Origin of the sequence: Flavobacterium ponti (assembly GCF_042652765.1) — a bacterium.
In the GTDB taxonomy this organism is placed as follows: domain Bacteria; phylum Bacteroidota; class Bacteroidia; order Flavobacteriales; family Flavobacteriaceae; genus Flavobacterium; species Flavobacterium ponti.
This window is the reverse complement of record NZ_JBHSGW010000001.1, coordinates 445,906-471,541: the sequence shown is the minus strand read 5'-3', so window position 1 is coordinate 471,541 and position 25,636 is coordinate 445,906. Positions and strand designations below refer to the sequence as shown.

The window sequence follows — 25,636 nt, the reverse complement described above, 5'->3', positions numbered from 1 at the left end:
AAAATTATTTTACCTCAACAATACTAATTGCATAACCACCAGCAGCAGCCGAAGTCATTTTTAATTTTGACTTATTGGTTACTTTTTGTTTAGTGATTTTGTAAGCTTGTGGGTTTGTTTTATAATCAGCATCTTTTGCATCAGCGTAAATGATTGCTTCATATTTTTTACCTTTTTCAAGGAAATCTAAGTTTATGGTTGATGTTCTTGGATTAACTCCATTATTATTTCCAACAAACCAATTGTTTGAATTTTTATCTTTTCTGGCAATGGTGATGTAATAACCTGGTTCTGCTTCTAAATATTTTGATTCTGACCATTCAACAGGAACATCTTTTATGAATTGAAAAGCATCAAAAAAGCGGTTGTAGTTTTCTGGTAAATCGGCAGCCATTTGAAGTGGTGAATACATTGTTACGTATAAACCTAATTGATTAGCCAAAGTTGTATTTACATGCGAATTGTTGTTTGGATTTAATTTCGAGATATCCATTTCAAAAATTCCTGGAGTATAATCCATTGGTCCACCCATTAATCTTGTGAACGGTAAAATTGTCGTATGATTTGGTTTTGAACCACCGAAAGCTTGAAATTCAGTTCCACGAGCCGATTCATTTCCAATCATGTTTGGATACGTTCTGCAAATTCCTGTTGGACGAACCGCTTCATGTGCATTAATCATAATTTTATAATCAGCTGCTTTTTCAACAACATATTGATAATGATTTAAAATCCACTGACTGTAATGATGTTCTCCTCTTGGTAACATATTTCCTACGTAACCTGTTTTAACAGCATCATAACCGTTATCATTCATAAATTGGAACGCTTTGTCCAAATGACGTTCATAGTTTCTTGCTGAACCCGAAGTTTCATGATGCATAATCATTTTTACTCCTTTTGATTTTGCGTAAGCATGAATTCCTTTTACATCAAAATCTGGATAAGGAGTTACAAAATCAAAAACATAATCTTTGGATTGACCAAACCAGTCTTCCCAACCTTCGTTCCAACCTTCTACTAAAACGCCATCAAATCCGTGAAGTGCTGCAAAATCAATTAATTCTTTAACATGCTCAGTTGTTGCACCGTGCGTTCCGTTTGGTTTAGCTTTAGAATAATCTGTAACCCCTAATTGAATAGATGGAAAATCATTAGTGTAAGACCATGAACTTTTTCCTGTAATCATTTCCCACCAAACCCCAACATATTTTACTGGTTTTATCCAAGAAGTATCTTCTATTTTACAAGGCTCATTTAAGTTTAAAGTCATTCTTGAAGCTAAAATATCTCGAGCATCATTACTAATAACTAATGTTCTCCAAGGAGAAACGCAAGGTGTTTGCATATAGCCTTTGTCTCCTTTTGCATCTGGAGTTAAATGCGATTGAAAAACAAAAGTTTTGTCATTCAAATCTAAACTCATGCATGAATAATTAATCAAAGCGGCTTCATGAATATTGATGTAAATTCCATCAGCTGTTTTCATCATTAGAGAAGTTTGTACACCAGTTTCAGAAAATTGTTCTTGTGAAGCATTATCGGTTACTGCTTTTTTGAATAAACCTCTAATTTCAGATAATTTACTTTCAGTATAATCATATTCTTGGGTATCATAATCACCTGGAATCCAAAATGCGGTGTGGTCTCCAGTCATGGCAAATTCTGTACGTTCCTCTTTAATTATAAAATAAACAAGATTTTTTTGTTGCGGAAATTCATATCGGAACCCTAAACCATCATTGAATAGTCGAAAACGAATTATCATTTCTCTTTCTGTTCCGTTTTGTTTCAATTTAATAGCTAACTCATTATAATGGTTTTGAATTTGCGTTTCTTCACCCCAAACCGTTTTCCAAGTTTCATTGAAAGTAGAAGGTGTTGCACTAACCACTTTGAAATCATTTAATAGAGATTTCGGATCATTTTTTAATTCTAAACCTAATTTACTAGTTTTAACAACTTCCTTATTTAAATAGGAAAGTTGGTATGTTGGAGTTCCGTCACTTAATAAGGAGAATTTCATGTTGAAATTTCCGTTTGGTGATTTGAATTCTTGAGCGTTTCCAAAAACTGAAACCAATAGAATTAAGATTAATGCTTTGATTTTATTCATTTTAATAACTTTTAACTAATTGAGATTTTCCATTTACTACTACATCAATTTCTTGATTGCCTTCTACACTTACTTTTGTTTCTTGATGATTGACTTCAACCTTAACAATTGCATTTCTGAAATTCACTTTAAATGAATAAGCGTTCCATTCTTTTGGAATTTTTGGTTCAAAATGTAATTGATTGTTTTTAACTCTCATTCCACCAAAACCTTCCACTATACTCATCCAAGTCCCAGCCATTGAAGTGATATGTAAACCTTCATGAACTTCTTTGTTGTAATCATCTAAATCTAAACGTGAAGTTCGCAAATAGAATGTATAAGCTTGTTCCATTCGGCCTAAAACAGCGGCTTGAATCGAGTGAACACATGGTGAAAGTGAACTTTCATGAACGGTAAAAGGCTCATAAAAATCAAAATGTTTTTCCAATTGTTCTTTGGTAAAATGATCTTCAAAAAAGTAAAACCCTTGTAAGGTATCAGCTTGTTTAATGTATGGTGAACGTAAAATTCTGTCCCAACTCCACTTTTGATTTATGGGTCTTTGACTTTTATCTAAATTAGCAACTGTAATTAATTCTTTATCTAAAAATCCGTCTTGTTGTAAATAAACATCATGCTCTTCTGAATAAGGGAAATACATATTATCGGCTACTTTTTTCATTTCTGAAATTTCAGTAGCAGATAATTTTACTTTATTTAAGATTCGAGTATAATCGGAAGGATATTCTGTTTCTATTTTATTGATGTTTTCAATGGCATAATTAATACACCATTTTGCAATGTAATTTGTGTACCAATTGTTGTTTACGTTATTTTCGTATTCATTTGGACCAGTTACACCCAAAATCACATATTGGTTTTTAGCTGTTGAAAAAGTTGCTCTTTGGTGCCAAAAACGAGCAATTCCAATAAGAACTTCCAATCCTTTTTCTGGAATGTATGAATAATCTCCAGTGTAACGATAATAATTGAAAATTGCGAAAGCAATAGCTCCATTTCTATGAATTTCTTCGTGAGTGATTTCCCATTCGTTGTGACATTCTTCACCATTCATGGTAACCATTGGATATAAAGCTGCTCCGTTTTTAAATCCTAGATTATCTTGAGCATTTTCGATGGCTTTTTCCAGATGATTGTAACGGTATTCTAATAAACTTCTGGCAACATTTTGATCTTTAGTTGCCATATAGAAAGGAATACAATAAGCTTCTGTATCCCAATATGTTGAACCACCGTATTTTTCACCAGTGAATCCTTTTGGACCAATATTTAATCTAGAATCTTTTCCTAAATACGTTTGATTTAAGTGAAAAATATTGAAACGAATTCCTTGTTGTGCTTTTACATCTTCATCAATGGTAATGTCACTCATTTCCCAGATTTTTGCCCAAGCTTCGATTTGATTTTGAAGTAATTTTTCGTAGCCTAATTCAAGTCCTTTGTCAATCACATCTTGAGAAGCTTTTATCAGCTGATTCTCATCATGATTTGTTGAAACGGTGTAACCACCTAATTTTTGAATGGCAATAGTTTTTCCTTCTGTAACTGCGAATTCATAAGAAAACTGGGTTTTAGTTTCCGATTTTTCAATGTTTGTAGGGTTTACATTTGAAATTTTCCCATTTGCTACAAAAGTATTGTGCATGAACGTACAAGCTGTAAAATTTGTCTTCAAAGTTCTTGAAACAATGAATCCCGAATTTTGCTTGTTTTTTATTTCTAGAATATCCCAAAATTTGTCATCCCAATTGGTATCTTCATTTGTGATTCCGGCATCAACATAAGGTTTGAAAACTATTTTCGCATCTTGATTTAAAGCTTTAACTTCGTAATTGATTACACCTAATTCGTCTAAATCTAAAGATAAAAATCGCTTTACATTTACACCAACTTGCGTACCATTTTGCAAAGTAGCTTCAAAAGAACGTGAATAAACACCTTCTTTCATATTTAATTCTCTTCTGAAATTTTTCACTTCAGCACAGGTAGCTAAATCTAGTTGTTCCCCGTTGATTTCTATGTCAATTCCAATCCAATTTGGAGCATTTAAAACCTTGGCAAAATACTGTGGATAACCATTTTTCCACCAACCTACACGCGTTTTGTCTGGATAATATACTCCAGCAATATAACTTCCTTGGAATGTTTTTCCTGAATAGGATTCTTCAAAATTAGCACGTTGCCCCATAGCTCCGTTACCAATACTGAAAAGACTTTCAGATGATTTCACTCTACTTGCATCAAATCCTTCTTCTATGATGGACCAATTATCTGGTTTTATATAATCTTGGTTCATTCTTTATTTTGTTTAGTTGTTTAATCGCTTAACTGTTTAATTGCAATAAACACTTAAATTATTAAACACATTTTTCTTTTATTAAATTTTCTATAAAGTTTATATCGATAAATGTAAAATCTTTAAAGACATAATCTGCTTCATGAAGCACTTCGGTTTCGCCAATTCCAATACTAATCATATTGGCTAAATTAGCGGCTTGAATTCCTGCCACTGAATCCTCAAAAACAATACAGTTTTCAGCTACATCATGAACTTTTTTGGCTCCTTGAAGAAATACTTCAGGATCAGGTTTTGCATTAGAAACATCATTTCCATCAACAATAGCATCGAAATAATGTAATATTTTTGCTTTTTCTAGAATAGGTTTTGCGTTCTTACTTGCTGAACCTAATACTATATTTTGGTTGTTTTCTTTTAAATAATCTAAAACTGACATAACACCTGGTAGAATTTCACTTTCATCCATTTCATAGATGTAAGAAAGATATTCAGTGTTTTTTTGAATCAACCATTGATTTTTTTCCTCTTGTGAAGCTTCAACATTTCCTAATCCTAAAATTATTTCTAAAGATCGAACACGACTAACACCTTTCAATTGTTCGTTGTGTTCGGGTGTAAATTCGATACCTAATTGAGCAGCTAATCGTTGCCAAGCTAAAAAGTGATATTTTGCTGTGTCAACAATTACTCCATCAAGATCGAATATGAATGTTTTTTTACTCATTGTTTTTGTTTTAACCTGAAATTGCGTTTTTATCAGTTATAAATAAATTACATAATCCAGCAATGATTAATGAAATTCCAGCTAATAGCATTGCATTGATATGTTCACTGCCAATTAATTTATATAAGAAGTTTATTCCTCCAAGAGCAGCAATAATTTGTGGAATAACTATAAACATATTAAATAGTCCCATCATCATACCCATTTTTTTAGGATTTACGGAACTTGATAACATGGCATAAGGCATCGAAAGAATACTTCCCCAAGAAAAACCTATCAATATGAAAGAATACATTAAAGTTGATGGAGTTGCAAAAAACATATAAATAAATCCTAAACCTCCTAAAATTAAAGAAGCCATGTGGATTAATTTTCTGTTTATCTTATTTTTCATGGTATAAAAAGACAATAACAGAGCGAAAGCCATTGAAGACAACCCATAAACACCTGTTGAAGAACCAACTAAATCGGCTGCATCATTGTAAACTTTATCTTTCGCTTTATAAACTTCTTCTTTTTCTAAACTCAAGAAAATAGTTTCTTTTTTGTCGTCTTTTAAAACTTCTCCTTCTGCATTTAATTGAGCATATTCTTTCACATCAGGTTTTGGTGCATTAAAAACGTGTTCTGTTAGAGCTGGCATTGATAAACTCCACATGGTAAAAAAGGCAAACCAACTGAAAAACTGGATTAAACCTAATTTTTTCATTGTTGACGGCATGTCTTTTAAACTTGCAAATAAATCAGAAATAAATCTTGATTCTTTTTTTTCTGATAAGAACTCTTCTAAATTTTCAGGTGGATCTTCTTTGGTTGTAACTAACGTATAAATAATACTTGTTATAAAAACAAAAGCACCAATCGAAAAAGCAACTACAACAGATGGAGGAACAACTCCTGCAGAAGCTTCGTTAGAAATTCCCATTTTATTAACTAACCAAGGTAAATTACTAGCAATCCAAGTTCCAATTCCGATAATTAAGGTTTGTACCACAAATCCATTGGAACGTTGAGATTCAGGAAGTTTATCAGCAACTAAAGCACGGAAAGGTTCCATACTAATATTAATTGAAGAATCAAGAACCCACAACAATCCTGCAGCAATCCATAAAGCTGGAGAATGTGGCATAATAAATAAAGTAATTGAAGCTAAAATGGCTCCGATAAGGAAATAGGGTTTTCTTCTTCCAAATTTTGGACTCCAAGTATTATCAGATAAATAACCTATTATAGGTTGCACTAAAAGACCTGTTAAAGGTGCTGCAATCCATAAACCAGGAATGTCATCTACTTCTGCACCAAGAGTTTGAAAAATTCGAGACATGAATCCACCTTGTAAGGCAAATCCAAATTGTATTCCTAGAAATCCGAAACTCATGTTCCAAATTTGCCAGAAATTTAGCTTACGCTTTTCCATTATCGTATTTTATTGATTAATAAAACGATAAGCGTTTGTATGCTTATCAAAACTTAAAACATGTTCGAAGTGAATTACAAGCTTTGATGTTACAAATATATATATTATTTCTATTGAAAAAATATTTTCATGAGATTTTACTATCTAAATTTATTTAAAAACAAAACACAACTATTTAAAAATCAATTTATTAAAAACAACTATCACGTTGTAGTAGATTCTCTTAAAACCAGATTAGTTTCTATTATTTCTGTGGTATAAAGTTCGTCTTCCTCTTCTTTTTCGAGTCTATCAATTAGCATTTTTGCTGCTTTTCTACCCATTTTTATACCATTTTGACTAACTGTTGTAATACTTGGAGTTGAAAATTGAGATATGATTCCATCAGTAAAACCAATAACTGAAAAATCATCAGGAACTTTTTTACCTAAATTATTAGCTAATTTAATTGACGTAACAGCAAATAATTCATTCACTGCAAAAAGTGCATCAAAATCTTGGTTTTGAATTAAAGACTCAATTTTATTTGAACAATTTTCAATGTCCTCAATTTTTACAATTAAATCTTCATTGATTTTAATTCCATTATCTCTTAAAGCTTTTAAATATCCATCTGTTCTTAATTTACCAACACTTACATAATCAACCGTAGTTAAAAGTGCTATTTTTTTGAAACCTTTAGAAACAAAATGTTGAATAGCATCATAAGCAGCTTGTTGGTCATCAATAATTACTTTATCACAAAATACATCATTCGTTACCCTATCAAACATAACCACTGGCATACCTTGACTTATAACTTCTTGAATATGATGAAAATCTTTTTTTTGCATAGTTTCTTTAGAGAGAGACATTATAAATCCATCTGTGCTTCCATTTGCTAAAAGCTCCATATTTATAACTTCTTTATCAAATGATTCATCAGATAGACAAACAATTACATTATATCCATTTTCATTAGCAACTTGTTCTATACCACTAATAACAGTTGCAAAAAAATGGTGTACAATCTCTGGAATTATTATACCTATAGTTTTTGTTTTCTTATTCTTTAAACTTAATGCAATGTTATTGGGTTTGTAATTGTATAATTTGGCAAATGCTTGTACTTTTTGTCTTGTATCTTCACTTATTTCGTGGCTATCTTTTAATGATTTTGAAACAGTTGAGATTGAAACATCTAATTCTCTTGCAATTTGTTTTAAAGTAACTTTTTTTCTCATTGCTATTATTATGCATAATTAATTTATCAATAAAAGTAGTTTATATTTTTAAGAATCAAAATTTTAGCTCAAAATAATGAGCAAATTAATAAAGTTTTCAACACTATAACGTTTTCGCAACTCTGTAAAACGTCTCTCATTTTTTTATACCAAATATTTACATAAATTTAACATTCGAAGTAGATTTACAAAGCAAATTTTAACAAAATTAACCTAAACAAATTGTATGAAGACAATACAAAAAAAGTTATTATTCATTCTCTTTATTTTGCCTTTAAGCTTATTAGCTCAAAGCTCTTTAAAAGGAACTGTTTTAGACAATCTAGGTCAAACTTTACCTGGAGTAAATGTATTAGTTAAAGGTACTCAAAATGGTGTAGCTACTGATTTTGATGGAAATTTTACTATTAATAATCTAAAAAAAGGAGACGTCTTAGTATTCACTTATGTTGGATTTACAACCAAAGAATTGGTATACGACAATCAAACTGAATTAAGTGTAACTCTTACAGAAGACGCTCAGCAATTAAGTGATATTATTTTAATTGGGTATGGATCAACAACCAAAAAAGATGCAACTGGTTCATTAATATCAGTAACGGCTAAAGATTTTAACAAAGGGTCTATTGTTTCTGCTGACCAATTATTAACGGGTAAAGCTTCTGGAGTGAGGATAACTAATAATGGTGGACAACCAGATTCAGCACCAAACATAAGAATTAGAGGAGGTTCATCTATATCAGCTAATAACAATCCTCTTATTGTTATTGATGGAATTGCAATTGACAACACAAACCCTGCTGGAGTTAGTAATCCCTTATCGTTGATAAACCCTAATGATATAGAAAGTTTTACAATACTAAAAGATGCTTCAGCTACTGCTATTTATGGTTCTAGAGCTTCTAACGGTGTAATTATTATTACTACAAAGAAAGGTACTTCAGGCACACCAGAGTTTAATTACTCTTCTAGTGTTGGAGTTGGAAAAATTGGAAAAACAATTAATGTTATGGATGGTAACGAGTTTTCTCAATTTATTAGACAATATCACCCAACACTTAGCAATAAATTAGGAGTAGATTCAGGAATAGTTGATGATCCTAATACAGAAATAGATGAGTCACGAAAAATATACAATACTGATTGGCAAGATGCTATTTATAGAACTTCTATAGTTTCTGATAATAACTTTAGTGCTAGAGCTAATTTATTTAAAAAAATTCCATTTAGAGCCTCTGTTGGATATACAAAAAATGAAGGACTTTTAAAAACAAATGATTATGAAAGATATAATGCCTCTATCAAATTAACACCTAAGTTTTTTAATGAACATTTAAAAGTAGATGTAAATGCAAAAGGGATTTCGTCCAAAAAAAATGCTGTCGATGAAGGTGGTGCAATTGGTGGTGCAATAAATATGGATCCAACAAAACCAATATACGACAATTCATTAAACAATAGATTTGGTGGTTACTATCAAAACACAGCTTTAGTTGACAATAGATATATAATAGACGGGCAAAGCAATCCTTTAGCTCTTTTAGAACAAAGAAACAGACCTGAGGAAGCACAACGTTTTTTAGGTAATATTGAATTTGACTACAAAATGCATTCTCTGCCAGAATTAAGAGCTGTTTTAAATTTAGGAGTAGATGCTACAAAATCAAAAATAAGGGAAGATTACACAAATAATGCTGTACAAACCTACAAATTTATTGACGGTAACAATGACCCAAACACTAACTTTGTTTTTAATCCAGGTACAAATTATGCAGAATTACAAACAAGAACAAATACTACTCTAGAGGGGTATCTACAATATACAAAAAACTTAAATGGCATAATCTCTAAATTTGATGTTCAAGGTGGTTACTCTTATCAAAATTTCAAAAATGATGGTGTAAAAGATTTATATCAGTACAATCAAACAACAGGCATTAGAGAATTAGTCATAAATGAAAACAACCCAACAAATAGATATTATAATTTATTAAATCTTCAATCGTTTTTTGGTAGAGCAAACATTGATTTTGCTAATAGGTATTTAGTAACATTATCTTTAAGAGCAGATGGATCTTCTTTATATAGTAAAGAAAATAGATGGGGCTATTTCCCTGCTGCAGCTTTAGCTTGGAAAATTAAAGACGAAAGTTTTATAAAAAACATTAAAATAATTAATGATTTAAAACTAAGACTAAGTTACGGTGAAACTGGACAGCAAGATATTACTGGTTTAGCAGGTTTTTATCCTTCCACCCCATTATTTGAAGTAGGAAACAACAATAGTCAATATTTACCTGGTGTAAATTTATATTCTCCAAAAGCATTTAATCCTGATTTAACATGGGAAAAAACAAGCACAGCCAATTTAGGTATTGATTTTGATTTCTTTAAAAATAGCATTGTCTCTGGAAGTTTTGACATTTTTCAAAGAAAAACAAACGACTTATTAGCTAAAGTCCCTCTTCCTCCAGGTCAAGGTCTATCTGATTCATTTGTAAAAAATGTTGGATCAACAGAAAGTAAAGGTTTTGAATTAAACTTGAATAGCAATGTAATTGATAATGATAACTTTAAATTTTCAATTAATTCTAATATCGCTTATGCTTACGCTAAGGTTTCTGATTTACAAGGCATTTCACAGATTCCTACTGGAGACTCCGGTTTACCAATTCAAACAAACATACAATTAGCTAGACATGCAGTAGGATACCAACCAAGATCTGCATGGGTTTTTGAACAATTATACAACTCAAATGGTCAACCAATTGTAGGTTCTTACGTAGATAGAAATGGAGATAATAAAATAACAAATGAAGACAGATATTACAAAGCTTTAACTCCAAACTGGACTTATGGTTTTGGCCTAAGCTTTAATTATAAAAACTGGGATTTGAGTTCAAATTTTAGAGGTCAACTAGGTGGTCAAGTTTATAATTCTGCAAAAGTTGCTCTTGGTTGGATTGACAAAGCAAAACCTATAAACACAAGTAGTTTAAGTAATGTTTTAAATTTCTATGAAGGTGCAGCTGACCCAAACTTTGTTAATATTCAAGGAAACATTCCTTTATCTGATTATTACTTAGAAGATGCAACATTCTTACGTTGTGAAAATATTGTTTTAGGATATGTGTTTAATAATTTCTCTAAGAATGCTTCTCTAAGAATTTATGGAGCTCTAAATAATGCCTTCATTTTAACTAAGTATTCTGGTCAAGATCCAGAAAATTTTAATGGTATAGACAGTAATTTTTATCCAAGACCTAAAGTATATACCTTAGGAGTAAACTTAAATTTTTAAAAACTATGAAAAAAATAAAATTAACAAGTTTCATTATTTTTGCATTTATTACATTTAGTTGTGTAAATGAATTAGATACTGAACCAAAAGTAGAGCTTTCATTACAAGAGCTTTTACAAAAAGACCCTGAAGCAATAACAGGTATAATGTCAAAACTATACGGTTCTTTCGCGTTATCAGGTCCAAATGGAGCAGGAAGTTCAGACATCTCAGATGACCCAGGAGAATCTCCGTTTTTAAGAGGAATTTTAAACCTACAAGATTTTACTGCAGATGCTATGAAAAACCGTTGGGGAGATGATGGTTTGGATCAACTAACTACCACTTCTCAATGGGACTCAAATAATAAGTTTTTTAGATATTTGTATAATCGTGTATATTATACTGTACCTCAATGCAACAATTTATTGGCTATTTTAAATAATGTTGATATACCTAATAAAGATCAGACTATAAGTGAAGTAAGGTTCTTAAGGTCTTTAGCCTATTATTACATGATTGATTGTTTTGGAAAAGGTGTACTATTAACAGAAGATGATTTAGGCACAACAACTCCTTTACCTCAAGCTTCAAGATTAGAGTTATTTAATTTTGTAGAAAGTGAATTATTAGATGTTGAAAATAAAATTTCATTAACTAATTCATATGGAAAAGCAAATAAATCTGCTGTTAGAATGTTATTAGCAAAATTATATTTAAATTCCGAAGTTTACACAGGAACTCCAAGATGGAATGATGCTTTTATATATTCTGAAAAAGTAATCAATGAAGGAGGTTATTCACTTGAAAGTAATTTTAGAAAAAACTTTTCAAGTGATAACAATACTTCTTCAGAAATTATTTATCCTCTTATAGCAGATGCTTTAAATAGTCAAAGTTTTGGTAACACTACTTATATCGTAAATGGGAGTTTAAACTCTGCTAATATGTCTTTAAACGATTATGGAGCACTTCAAGGTTGGGCAGGACATAGGTCATCAAAAGCATGGTATGGATTATTTGGTGATTTAAGCTCAACAACAGATGTTAGAGGACAATTATTTTGGCAAACTGGTCAAACTTATGAAATGACTGATTATAAAGAGTGGACAAATGGATTCCCTAGTGTAAAATTCACAAATCTTAATTCAGATGGAACAGGAATTTCAACAGACTTCTCATCAACAGACTTTCCTCTATTTAGATTAGCAGATGCTTATTTAATGAGTGCAGAAGCACAAATCAGAAAAGATGGAAGTGCTAATTCTCAATCTTTAGGATATGTAAATTTAATTAGAAATAGAGCAAATGCAACTCCTATAACTTCATTGCCACCAAGTGGCTATACATCTCACGTACTTGGAACAAGTGATGCATTATCTTATATTCTTGATGAAAGAGCAAGAGAATTAAACTTTGAAGGACATAGAAGGTCTGATTTAATTAGATTTAATGCTTTTACAGGAAGTAACTATATATGGCCGTGGAAAGGTGGTGTAGTTGATGGCACTTCAATTCCAAATACTTATAAACTATTTCCAATACCGGCAACTGCATTAGATGCAAACCCAAACTTAACACAAAACCCTGGTTATTAATATTTTAAAAACATAAAAAATGAAAAATATTTTAAAAACAAGTGCTTTAGCATTTTTATTTCTAGCAAGTTTATCTTGTGAAAATGACGACCAAACTATTGCAACTGCAAAAGGTGGCCCAGAGCTACTAACTCCTTTAGATGGCAGCTCATATGTTTTAACTCCAGATAATGCTCAAAATGAAGCAACTACTCTTGTATGGAATCATGCAGATTATGATGTACAAACCGAAGTTAATTATGAAGTTCAAACAGCATTGTCAGGAACCGATTTTACAACTATTGTTTCTGCTGGAACAACGACTAGTAGATTTATGGTATTAACAGTTGAACAACTTAATACAGTTGCCTTAGATTTAGGTATAAATCCTTTTCAAGCAACAGATGTAGATGTAAGAATTAAATCCTCTTTAGGATCAAATACATCTTTAGAAGCATATTCAAATACCATAAAAATTACAATAACTCCTTATACAACTGATTTACCAAAACTAGCAGTTCCAGGTAATCATCAAGGATGGGATCCACCAACAGCACCTTTGTTAGCTTCTTCTGGTTTTGGAGAAACTGATTTTGAAGGTTATATATGGTTAGACGGAGAATTTAAATTTGTTGAAAGAAACGATGCTGGTGTTTTTGAATGGGGTAACACTGACTATGGTGATGATGGTTCTTTTTCAGGTGTTTTAGCTGAACAGAATGAATCCAATGCAATTGCTACTGCTGGTTATTACCGTGTAAAAGCTAACACAACTGCGCTAACTTACTCTACTACTTTAACAAATTGGGCTGTTACTGGTTCTGGAACCCCTAATGGATGGCCAGATAATGGTGTAGTAGATCATAACATGACTTACAATCAAACTACAAAAAAATGGGAGATTATTCTTGCCTTAAGTGGAGGTAATGAAATTAAATTTAGAGCCAATGATGATTGGGCATTAAATTATGGAGACACTGGTGCAGATGGTTTATTAAATGAAAGCGGAGATAATATTGCCGTTCCTGCATCTGGAACATATCTTATCGAGCTAGACTTAAGCAATCCAAGAGCTTACACTTATACTTTAACTCCTCAATAAAATTATATAAAGGGCTGTTTCATAACGGCCCTTTTATTTTAAAATATTGTTATGAAAAAAAACTTATTTATATTATTTACATTCTTAATCTCATTTATATCAAATGCACAAGTTACAATATCACCAGCAACATTTAATGTAACTGATCCAATAACTATTACAGTAAATTTAGCACAAAGTAGTTGTAATTCAATTCCTACCACAGCAAATAAAGTTTATATGCATGCTGGTATTGGAGATGATTCAAATGCCTTTGGTTTTGCAGTTGTTGGAAATTGGGGACAAGATGACGGTGTTGGTTTAATGACAAACCAAGGTGGAGGAATTTGGAGTATTACAATTACACCAAGCACATACTTCAATTTAAACACTTCACAACAAGCAAATGCTACAAAAATTGGATTGGTATTAAGAAATGCAGCTGGTAATCAAGAAATGAAAAAAACACCTAGCTGTACAGATTTCATTTTTAATGTTGGAACATATCAAGTGAATTTAACTTCTCCAATAAATAATAGTACAACTATCATTAATGCTGGTGGAAATTTAAATATTACTGCAACAAACACTGGTGGAAATGCTTCCTATAATTTAATGGCTAATGGCGTTTCTATAAACACAAATGCTGCTACAACAAACTACTCATTTAATCACACAAATATTTCAACGAATACAAATTATGAATTAGTAGTTACTCAAAACTCTTCAGTAATAACTAGAAAGTTTAATGTAATTGTAAACCCTAATACTATTACACAAGCTATTCCTTCTGGTTTAGAAGATGGTATCAATTATAATGCAACTGATCCAACAAAAGCTACATTAGTTCTAGATGCACCAAATAAAGATTTTGTCTATGTAGCAGGAAGTTTCAATAATTGGCAACCCAATTCAGCTTATGCAATGAAAAAAGACCCAAGTTCTACAAAATTTTGGTTGGAATTAACTGGATTAACATCAGGTCAAACTGAAACTTACCAATATTGGGTTGTAGATCAAGCCCCAATTGCAAATTCACCTTCTTTAGTCAAAACTGCAGACCCATACTCTACCCTAGTTTTATCACCATTTGATGATCCATGGATTCCTGTAAACTCATATCCAAATATGCCAGTCTATCCTGCAGGTCAAGAAAGAGAAGTTACGGTTTTAAAAACTGGACAAACACCATACAATTGGCAAGTAACAAATTTTACAAAACCTAATAAAGACAATTTAGTTGTTTATGAAGTTTTAATCAGGGATTTTGATGCAAATAGAAACTTTCAAGACTTAATTAATAAAATAGATTATTTCAAAAATCTTAAAGTAAATGCCATAGAATTAATGCCTGTTATGGAATATGAAGGAAATGAAAGTTGGGGATATAACACTTCCTTTCATTTAGCTTTAGATAAATATTATGGCACAAGTGATAAGTTCAAAGAATTTATAGATTTATGCCACCAAAATGGTATTGCGGTAATTTTAGATGTTGCTCTAAATCATGCTTTTGGAAGAAACCCAATGGTAAGAATGTGGATGAATGATCCTGATGGCGATGGCTGGGGAGAACCAAGCTCTGAAAGTCCTTATTTTAATCAAGTGGCTACTCATAGTTATAGTGTTGGAAACGACTTTAATCACCAACAACCAAGAACAAAAACCTATGTCAAAAGAGTCGTTAAACAATGGATTGAAGAATATAAAATTGATGGTTTTAGATGGGATTTAACTAAAGGATTCACCCAAAATGCCACTGGTAGTGATTCTCAAACAAATGCATACCAACAAGATAGAGTTGATGTCTTAAAAGAATATGCAGATTATTCTTGGTCACTTGACCCAACTCATATTGCTATTTTTGAACATTTAGGTCAAGATAATGAAGAACAACAATGGGCAAACTATAGATTAAATGAAGGAAAAGGAATATTAATGTGGGGTGAATTGTATGAACCATACAAACAGCTTGAAATGGGATTTGCAACTAACGCTGACATTACAAGAATGGGGCATGTTAGTAGAGGATTCACAGGCAAAAGATTGATTGGATATCCTGAAAGTCATGACAAAGACAGATTAGTTTACGAGGCAATAACTTATGGAAATGGTGGTGGAACAAATCCTACAAATGGAAACCTTACGAATTCTATCATGAGAATGTCTGCTATCGGTGCAACAAGTATTTTAATTCCAGGTCCAAAAATGATTTGGCATTTTGGTGAATTAGGAATGAATAATTCAATCTATACTTGTGAAAATGGAACGGTAAACAATGAAACTGACCCAATTGCTGGTGATTGTAAGTTAGCAACTAAACCACAACCTCAATGGACTAATAACTGGTTAACTGACGCTACAAGAAGTGTTGTCTATAATAATTGGTCAAAATTTATTGATTTCAAGAAAAACCTTCCTGTATTTAACGGTAACTATACTATAAGTCCGGATGGAAATAATATTAGACAAAGAATCTATGTATATGATAATTCATTACCTTCAACAGAATTAAAAAATGTAGTCATCTTAGCTAATTTTTCTGTTGCTGCCCAAAATATAACTCCAGATTTTCCTTATACTGGAACTTGGTACAACTTAATGGACAACTCACCAATTACAGTTTCAAGCACAACAGCACAAATAAATATTTCATCAGGAGGATTTAGAATTTACGGAAATCAACCAGCTGTTCTAAAAGATGAAAAATTTAATTTCGACACAAGTTTTATTATTTATCCAAACCCAATTAATGATGCTTTTGCGGTTTCAATTGACACAAAAAAAATTGAAATTTACAATGTAACAGGACAATTGGTAAAATCTTATAACAATAAATTTAGTGATGAATTACTTTCAATTTCAGATCTCCAAAATGGAGTTTATCTAGTTAAAGTAATTGATAAAAATAATAATCAAGCTACAAGAAAACTTATAAAACAATAAAATAAATACCGAGTTAGTTTATTTTAAGATTCAAAACCTTCTAAGCAATTAGAGGGTTTTGTTTTTAAAAAAAGATTTAAAAAAATAAAAGCCCAAACTTACGTTTGGGCTTTTGTGCGGGTAAAAGGACTCGAACCTTCACACCTTGCGGCACCAGATCCTAAGTCTGGCGTGTCTACCAATTTCACCATACCCGCAAATTTGGTTTCTCGTATTATGAGGGTGCAAATATAAAAATAATTCTTATATTTAAATTAAGAATCGTAAATTTTTTTACCATCTATTTTTTTGTATTTTTGACATTATACTTAAAATAGCAAGATGAACAACATAAAAGCATACGTTCAAGAAAATAAAGAACGTTTTTTAAACGAATTAATTGATCTTCTGAAAATCCCTTCTGTTAGTGCTGATAGTGCTTATTCTCACGATGTTATTGCAACAGCTGATGCTGTTAAAAAAAGTCTTAAAAAAGCAGGATGTGATTTTGTAGAACTTTGTGAAACTCCAGGTTATCCTATTGTTTATGGTGAAAAAATCCTAGATAATTCTTTGCCAACAGTTTTAGTGTATGGACATTATGACGTTCAACCACCAGACCCAATGGAACTATGGACTTCTCCTCCATTTGAACCTGTTATTAAAACTACAGAAATTCATCCTGAAGGAGCTATTTTTGCACGTGGTGCTTGTGATGACAAAGGTCAAATGTACATGCATGTTAAAGCATTTGAATACATGATTGCTAATGATTGCTTGCCGTGTAATGTAAAATTCATGATTGAAGGAGAAGAAGAAGTTGGTTCAAAAAGTTTAAGTTGGTTTGTAGAACGTAATCAAGAAAAATTAGCCAATGATGTTATTTTGATTTCTGATACAGGAATGATTTCTAATCAACAACCATCTATTACAACTGGTTTACGTGGTTTAAGCTATGTTGAAGTTGAAGTTACTGGTCCAAATAGAGATTTACATTCAGGTCTATATGGTGGTGCTGTTGCAAATCCTATTAATGTATTAACAAAAATGATTGCATCACTTCATGATGAAAACAATCATATCACAATTCCTGGTTTTTACGACAATGTAGAAGAGCTGTCTTTAGAAGAAAGAGCAGAAATGGCAAAAGCTCCCTTTTCATTGGAAAATTATAAAAAAGCATTAGATATTGAAGATATTTATGGTGAAAAAGGATATACTACTAACGAAAGAAATTCAATTCGTCCAACATTAGACGTAAATGGAATTTGGGGTGGATATACTGGTGAAGGTGCAAAAACAGTTATTGCAAGTAAAGCATTTGCAAAAATTTCAATGCGATTAGTACCTAATCAAGATTGGGAAGTAATTACAGAATTATTTAAAAACCATTTTGAAAACATAGCACCAAAAAGTGTAAAAGTAAAAGTCACACCTCATCATGGTGGTCAAGGATATGTTACACCAATCGATAGCATTGGATATCAAGCAGCAAACAAAGCTTACACAGAGACTTTTGGTGTACCTGCAATTCCAGTGCGTTCAGGAGGAAGCATTCCAATCGTATCTTTATTTGAAAAAGAATTAAAATCAAAAACTATTTTAATGGGGTTTGGCTTAGACTCTGATGCAATTCACTCTCCAAACGAACATTTTGGAGTTTTTAATTACTTAAAAGGTATTGAAACAATACCATTATTTTACAAATATTTTGTAGAACTTTCTACACAATAAATCTACCTAGCATTTAAATTTAAATTCCGTTAATTCTTCAATGAGTTAGCGGAATTTTGATTTAAAAAAAATTTTATAAAAAATTAAAAGCAAAATTGATACTTGTTGTTGTTTTTTAATTTTTAATTACAATTATTCAAACAATTTCGCTATAAATTTTCTTTATTTTTTTGTTGTAATTTCCTACGAAAAAAACATACAAATTGTTATAAAAAAACTTCTAGCAAGTTAAAATGTTAGAAATTATTGACCTTTTAGATTCACAAAAATATATTTTTTGCATTATGAATTCGAGAATGTTTTAACATTACATTTGCGATATATACTAACATTTTTCAAATATGACAAAAAATTACGATTCAGTTGAAACCTTTCTATTGTCTGGTTCAACAATTTCTTCAAGTAAAGGAATTACATCGTACAAAACTAAAAAACGAACAAGGCTTTCGTTTTTAACAGTGTTTGTAGCGTTGTTTTCTTTTATTTTCGCGCAAGCACAGTCAACAGCAAATTATACTTTTAGTACAAACACTACTGGTTCATTAGCATTAGATGCAAATGGAAATACAGTTGACATGTCTACAGGAACAGCACAACTTATTGGTGCTGGGTTAGATGCAGCTTCATCTGGTGTTAACAACATTGGATTTAACTTTATTTTTATGGGAAATAATTACACCCAATATTCTGTTAATGAAGATGGTGTCCTTCAATTAGGAGGAAGTGCAGTAGGTACAAATATCTATACAATATCGGGTGGAACTTCAACATCCCCTAGATTAGGCGCATTCAATGCTGACATGAGAACGGGAACTATAACGGGAAAAGTTCATGCAAAAGTTATTGGAACTGCTCCTAATAGAGTTCTTGTTATAGAATTAAAGGACATGCAGCTATATTATACAAGTACTGCAGCCGCTGGAAATTCAACTTATCAAATAAGATTATATGAAACAACTGGAATTATAGAATACGTTTATGGCACTATGAATGTTACTGTTGGTACTCCTGCATCAGGAATGTCAATCGGATTTTATACTGGTTCAGCTGCTGGAAAGTTTGCTTCTGTTAATTATTTAACAAGTACGTACACAACAACTGGAACTTATACTGCAAACACTACTCCTTCTACATTAGGTGCGATTACCAACCTTGACTCAAGTGCAGATGGAAACAGAAGAACATATAGCTTTACTCCACCAATAATTTCAGGAAATGTAACTGGTTTAGCTTTTAGCTCTATTACAACGAACACAACTACTTTAGAATGGGTAGATAATGCTACTAATGAAGTTTCATTTTTAATTACTCGTGCAACAGATGCAGCTTTTACTCAAAATATAGTAAATACAACCATAGCTTCTACAACTTCTATAGGTGTAGGCACAAATTATAATTCTATTCAAACTGGCTTAGCTGCTGGTACAACTTATTATTACAAAGTAACAGCATTAACAGAAGGTAGTTCTTCTTCAGTTATTTCAGGTAGTCAAGCAACACTTAATGGAATAAGTTATTATTGGACGGGCTTAACTGGAGGTAATTGGAATGATTTTGCAAATTGGAATACTGCAGCAGATGGAACAGGATCTATACCAACTGTATGGGCTACTTCAGATGTACACATTATTGATGGTGCTGGTATTACTCCTGGTGGAGTTTTGTCAATATCAGTTGATAGAACAAGTTTTACTGTTGGTCAAATAAAAATTATTGATAATACTGACTTAACTTTATCTTCAAGTGCAACAACTACAAGAACAATAACTATTTCAGGTGGTCCAAATGATGATTTTATTTTAGAAGCAGGAAGTACTTTAAATCTTACTTCAGCTACAAACGCAGTTGCTTTTGCTTTTACTGGCTCTGGAAATACAGGAACTTTATCAGGAACTTATATTGCTAGTGGTTCAACATCAAATAATATTAGTACAACTGGAGGAACAGGAACTTTATTCACAGTGACTTCTACTGGAAATATAACGAGTAATTTAAATTCTAGTTCAGCTTGTATTACTGGTAATGCAACAAATTTAATTTTTCAAAATGGAAGTAATTATACACATTCAAATAGTACTACAGTAAATTATATTCCAACTGCAACTTGGCAAGCCAATGCAACTGCAACATTAAATGGAAATACTTCTGGAACAACTTTAACCTCTGGTTCTACTAGTTTAGGTAATTTAATTGTAAATAATACTTTGTCTACTGGAACTTTAAGCGCTTTCACATCTAACTCAAGAACAATTCAAGGAAACTTAACTGTAAACAGTACTGGTACTGGTAAATTCAGAGCAATTACATCTGGAGTTCTTCAAATCAATGGGGATTTAATTATCAATGGTGGAATTTTTGAAATTGGAAGCACAACCGGTGGTGGAGTTATTGTAAAAGGAAATACTTCAGTAGCTTCTGGAGGTATATTAGACCTGAATCAGTCTACTTTACAAAATGAAGGAAATATGATTAATAATGGATCTGTGTTGAGTTCTGAAACTACAACTGCCAATTCAAGATTAAATTTCCTTGGCACATCTACTGCACAAACATTATCAGGATCTGGAACTTTCACAGGAAGAGTTTCTTCTTTAGGTATCGCAAATCCAATGGGATTAACAATTTCAACTCCAGTTTTAGTTCAAAGAGTGAATTTATTTTATGGCTTAGTTACTGGTTCATCAAACATTACAATTGGAACAGGTTTAGCCCTTGGAGCTGCCGTTCAAATTGGTCAAGCATCTAATCCTAATTCAGGTGGAAATTTTGATGTTTCACCAATTTATAATCTTGGTACTGGTTCTTACACAATTTTATATTTGAGTGAAACAACTCCTAGAACAACAGGATTTGAAATACCTCCATCAAGAATAGTTAACAACATTACGTTAGACAATACAAATGGATTAACAATCGCTGGAGGTGTAATTGAAGTTTTAAATACTTTAACATTAACTAATGGAATTGTTTCTACAACTTCAGCTAACCACATTAGTCATGGTTCTGCAACCACAGCTGGAACCTTGACTGGTGGTTCTACGAATTCATTTATAGATGGTCCTATTGTAAGAACAATTAATGATGCTAATGCTGCTTCAAATTATGTACTATACCCAGTTGGTAAAGCTGGAGTGTATTCTCCTATTTGGTTAGCTCCTACAACAACATCAGCATCAAAATTTAAAGCAGAAGCATTTAATACTAATTCTGGCACAGAAGACGCGTCAATCATAGGATTATCAACTAACAGAAGATGGGAAGCTATTCCTACAACTGGTACTTTTACCGATATAAATGTTCGTTTGGCTGATGCTAATTTAGTTTCAACAAACATTCCAGTTCATGCAGTAACAGCAAATGGAGCCTATAGTTCCGCTTTTGGAAGTGTTGCTACTTTTACCGCTGGTACACCTAATACAGTTCAATCAAATTTTTCTTTACCAAGTGCAAACTATAATGGTTTTTTATCATATGCTAATTCAAATACTTGTAGTGGAACACCAACACCAGGAAATACAATATCTTCTTCAAATTCAATTTGTTTAGGTGAAAGCATAACTTTGAGTTTACAAAATATAACAACTGGTTCTGGGGTTACATACCAATGGAAGTCTTCAACAGATGGAATTACTTATACTGCAATAAGTGGAGCTATAAATCCAACACTAACGATTAGCCCTACGCAAGCTGAATTTTATATTTGTGAAGTAACTTGTTCTGCTGGTCCAACATCTGGAAGTTCATTACCATTTCAAATTATTTTCACTAACAATATTACGTCTACAATTCCTAATACAAGATGTGGTACAGGTTCAGTTGATTTAATGGCTACTGGTAACACTGGAACAACTATCAATTGGTATTCAGATTCAGTAGGTGGCTCACCTTTAGCAATAGGAAATACATTTACAACTCCAAGTATAAATACAACAACAACATATTATGCTGCAGCAACAACATCTTCTTCTGGAAACATAACTCTAGGTGCTGGTGCAACTAATTCAAGTAGTACTGCTGCAAGTTTTTTCCCTGGTTCTTGGGGAGGTGCTAAAACACAATATATTATTAGAGCATCAGAATTAATTCAAGCTGGAATAACTGCTGGTCCAATAACCAATTTAGGTTTTGAACCAACTAACTCTGGTCAAACCTATCAAGGTTTTTATGTAAATGTTGGTCACACTACATTAAGTACTGCTCCTACTAGTACATTTGTTCCTAATACGAACCTTACTTTGGTATATGCAGGAAGTGAAGCTAACGATGGATATACTCCAATAGCAAATACAATAAATAATTTAGTCTTTGGTACAGGAACAGGAACTTCAAATAGTTTTATTTGGGATGGTGCTTCAAACATTGTTATTTCGATCTCATGGTCAAGAGTTCCTTCTGCTTCTACTTCTACCTCTACAACTATGAAAGTGGACAATGTAGGATTCGTTTCATCAGCTTATAGACAAAGAGACAATGTTACACCTACCGCTATGCTAGATGAAACATCTGTAAACAGCACATCTTCTAATAGACCTAAATTTACAATTAATGGTCAATTATTATGTTCTTCACCAAGAGTTGCAATTGTTGCTTCTGTTACAACTCCTCCTAACTTGTCTTTAAGTTTACCTAATGTTACTATTTGTGAATCTGATACTTCTGCTACTATTACATTAACCTCTTCGGTTGGTGATTACAATACATATACTTGGTCTCCTTCTTCTGGAGTTACGGGTAATGAAAGTACAGGATGGCAATTTAATCCAACTGTTTCAACCTTATACACTTTAACAGCTTCACAAACTAGTGGCAGTTTATGTTCAACAACAACAACTTTTAATGTTATAGTTAACCCATTACCAACATCATTAATTATAACTCCTACATCAACTTCAACATGTATTGATACTATTCAAAGTTTAGTTACATCAGGAGGTATTATTGGTGTAGAAGGAAAAGTAGGTTCTGGGACTTCAACTAATACCACTTCAACACCTTTCAAAGGATATTGGGGAGGCTCAAAAACACAAGCATTATATACTGCTTCTGAGCTAACTGCATTAGGAATGGTTGCGGGACAAAACATCAACACAATTGGATTTGTAGCCTTATCTGGAACACCTAATTTATTGAATAACTTTACAATTAATGCTGGGTTTGTTTCTAATTCCACACTAGGCACAGATTTTATTTCTGGAGCTACAAATGTTGTATTAGCACCTGCAAGTTACACACCTAGTTCTGGTTCTGGAAATTTAGATTTTACAATGACTACACCTTTAAATTGGGATGGAGTTTCAAATTTATTAATTGAAACTTGTTTTAACAATAACAATGGTGGAGGAGCAATAGCAAATTCTATATCTGTTGAATCTTCAACTGTTGTATCTGGTTTGAATTTATATCGTTCACAAGATAACACGGCTGATGTTTGTTCAAACACAACTCTTCCATCAGTTTCAACAAACAGACCTAACCTTAGAATATCAACTATTGAATCAACTTTAATAACATGGTCTCCAGTAAATGATTTATACACTGATGCAGCAGCAACTATAGCTTATGTTGCAAACACTAATGCTCCTACAGTTTATTATAAGTCTTCAATTGCAAATACCAACACTTATACTGCAACTGCAACCACTGCATTTAACTGTTTTGTAAACACTACTGCTTCAATTACAACATTAGATTGTGGTATTCCTTATGTAAATTTACAATTTCCAGGAACAGCTACAATTGAAACATGTAACACTCAAACATTCTATGCTCAAGTATACAAAGCAGGTGTAACAGAAGCTGCTGGACAAGGCTCAGGCATAACAGCTTGGATTGGAACTAACACAACAAATACAGATCCTGCAACTTGGCCAGAAACTAGTTGGCAATTAGCTACATTTAATGTACAATTTGGTAATAATGATGAATATCAAGCAACATTTGGACCAATGGCAGCTGGAACATATTATGTTGCGAGTAGGTTTGTATTTACACCAGGGAATTATGTTTATGGTGGGTATACTCCAACTGGTGGTGGTATTTGGGATGGAACGAATAATATAAGTGCCGTTTTAACAGTTAATGATGTTACTGCTCCAACCGCATCATCTCAATCATTTTGTAATAGTGCAACAGTAGCTGATTTAGTTGCAACTGGAACCGCTTTACAATGGTACACTGCTTCTACTGGAGGAACTTCTTTGACAAGTACAACTCCTCTAGTTTCTGGAGATTATTATGTTTCTCAAACTATAAATTCTTGTGAGAGTATTAGAACAATGGTAAGTGTTACAATAAACGTAACTTCGGCTCCAACAGCTTCATCTCAATCATTTTGTAATAGTGCAACAGTAGGTGATTTAGTTGCAACTGGAACTGCTTTACAATGGTACGCTGCTTCTACTGGAGGAACTGCTTTGGCAAGTACAACTCCTTTATTTTCTGGAGATTATTATGTTTCTCAAACTATAAATTCTTGTGAGAGTATTAGAACAATGGTAAGTGTTACAATAAACGTAACTACTGCTCCAACAGCTTCATCTCAATCATTTTGTAATGGTGCAACAGTAGCTGATTTAGTTGCGACAGGAACTGCTTTACAATGGTACACAATGTCTACTGGTGGAACTGCTTTAGCAGATACAACTACGTTAGTTTCTGGAGATTATTATGTTTCTCAAACTTTGAATTCTTGTGAAAGTCCTAGAACATTAGTTACTGTTTCTATAACAACAGTGCCAACCCCAACAGGTAATACACTTCAAACCGTAACTGAAACCAATGCATCAGATGCAACTATTGAAGATCTTGTTGTTTCTGGAACAGGAATTATTTGGTATCCTAGTAGTGCAGATGCTGCGGCTGGAACAAACGCAATCGTTGCTGGAACACAATTAATTTCTGGAGCTACTTATTATGCGGTTTCTGTTTTAGGATCTTGTTCAAGTACTCCTTTAGCGGTGACAGTTACTGTAGTACTAGAAACAAAATCATTTGATGTGAAAGGATTAAAATATTATCCAAATCCTGTTTTAGATGTATTCACAGTTAACTATTCACAAAACATTACTTCTATAGAAATATATGATTTAAGTGGTAGAAAAGTGAAAGGCAACAAAGTAAACAAAACTGAAGTATCTATTGACATGTCAGAACTTGCTGCTTCAGTTTATGTTGTAAAAGTCTTTGCAGAAGGCCAATCAACAGAATTTAAAATAATAAAAAAATAATATATTATAATGACTTTGTAACTTAAACCAA

General features: G+C 32.3%; 11 protein-coding genes and 1 tRNA gene. 6 read left to right on the top strand and 6 right to left on the bottom strand.

Annotation, left to right across the window (positions count from 1 at the left end; genetic code table 11):
- Window positions 1–4: 4 nt before the first annotated feature.
- The 5 genes from ACFO3U_RS02010 to ACFO3U_RS01990 form a co-directional block, all read right to left on the bottom strand.
- Entirely contained in the window at window positions 5–2,116 is a 2,112-nt protein-coding gene (locus ACFO3U_RS02010) for a glycoside hydrolase family 97 protein (protein ID WP_379737939.1), read from the bottom strand.
- Window position 2,117: 1 nt separating this feature from the next.
- Window positions 2,118–4,415 carry a glycoside hydrolase family 65 protein gene (locus ACFO3U_RS02005; RefSeq protein ID WP_379737937.1) on the bottom strand — a complete coding sequence of 766 codons (2,298 nt, stop codon included), beginning with the start codon at window positions 4,413–4,415 and terminating at the stop codon, window positions 2,118–2,120.
- A 61-nt stretch (window positions 4,416–4,476) separates the two neighbouring features.
- Complete coding sequence (gene pgmB / locus ACFO3U_RS02000) at window positions 4,477–5,142, bottom strand: beta-phosphoglucomutase (RefSeq protein WP_379737935.1); 666 nt, start codon at window positions 5,140–5,142, stop codon at window positions 4,477–4,479.
- Window positions 5,143–5,152: 10 nt separating this feature from the next.
- On the bottom strand, window positions 5,153–6,559 hold the full coding sequence (locus tag ACFO3U_RS01995) for an MFS transporter (RefSeq protein ID WP_379737933.1): 1,407 nt from the start codon (window positions 6,557–6,559) through the stop codon (window positions 5,153–5,155).
- Between the two features lie 203 nt (window positions 6,560–6,762).
- On the bottom strand, window positions 6,763–7,782 hold the full coding sequence (locus ACFO3U_RS01990) for a LacI family DNA-binding transcriptional regulator (protein WP_379737932.1): 1,020 nt from the start codon (window positions 7,780–7,782) through the stop codon (window positions 6,763–6,765).
- A 226-nt stretch (window positions 7,783–8,008) separates the two neighbouring features.
- Here ACFO3U_RS01990 and ACFO3U_RS01985 point away from each other — a divergent pair, with 226 nt between their 5' ends.
- From ACFO3U_RS01985 to ACFO3U_RS01970, 4 genes are read left to right on the top strand one after another with little or no spacing between them, the layout of a single operon-like run.
- Complete coding sequence (locus ACFO3U_RS01985) at window positions 8,009–11,083, top strand: SusC/RagA family TonB-linked outer membrane protein (protein WP_379737930.1); 3,075 nt, start codon at window positions 8,009–8,011, stop codon at window positions 11,081–11,083.
- Window positions 11,084–11,088: 5 nt separating this feature from the next.
- Entirely contained in the window at window positions 11,089–12,660 is a 1,572-nt protein-coding gene (locus ACFO3U_RS01980) for a RagB/SusD family nutrient uptake outer membrane protein (protein WP_379737928.1), read from the top strand.
- Window positions 12,661–12,679: 19 nt separating this feature from the next.
- The gene (locus ACFO3U_RS01975; RefSeq protein ID WP_379737926.1) at window positions 12,680–13,741 is read left to right on the top strand and encodes a SusE domain-containing protein; all 1,062 of its coding nucleotides are present in this window, start codon (window positions 12,680–12,682) and stop codon (window positions 13,739–13,741) included.
- Window positions 13,742–13,792: 51 nt separating this feature from the next.
- Entirely contained in the window at window positions 13,793–16,666 is a 2,874-nt protein-coding gene (locus tag ACFO3U_RS01970; protein ID WP_379737924.1) for an alpha-amylase family glycosyl hydrolase, read from the top strand.
- Between the two features lie 115 nt (window positions 16,667–16,781).
- Here ACFO3U_RS01970 and ACFO3U_RS01965 read toward each other — a convergent pair.
- Window positions 16,782–16,863: transfer RNA gene (locus tag ACFO3U_RS01965), tRNA-Leu, on the bottom strand.
- A gap of 124 nt (window positions 16,864–16,987) precedes the next feature.
- Between ACFO3U_RS01965 and ACFO3U_RS01960 the strand changes: the two genes are divergently transcribed.
- Together ACFO3U_RS01960 and ACFO3U_RS01955 are read left to right on the top strand one after the other, a co-directional pair.
- On the top strand, window positions 16,988–18,379 hold the full coding sequence (locus ACFO3U_RS01960) for a dipeptidase (protein WP_379737922.1): 1,392 nt from the start codon (window positions 16,988–16,990) through the stop codon (window positions 18,377–18,379).
- A 341-nt stretch (window positions 18,380–18,720) separates the two neighbouring features.
- The gene (locus ACFO3U_RS01955; RefSeq protein WP_379737920.1) at window positions 18,721–25,605 is read left to right on the top strand and encodes an Ig-like domain-containing protein; all 6,885 of its coding nucleotides are present in this window, start codon (window positions 18,721–18,723) and stop codon (window positions 25,603–25,605) included.
- Window positions 25,606–25,636 lie beyond the last annotated feature (31 nt).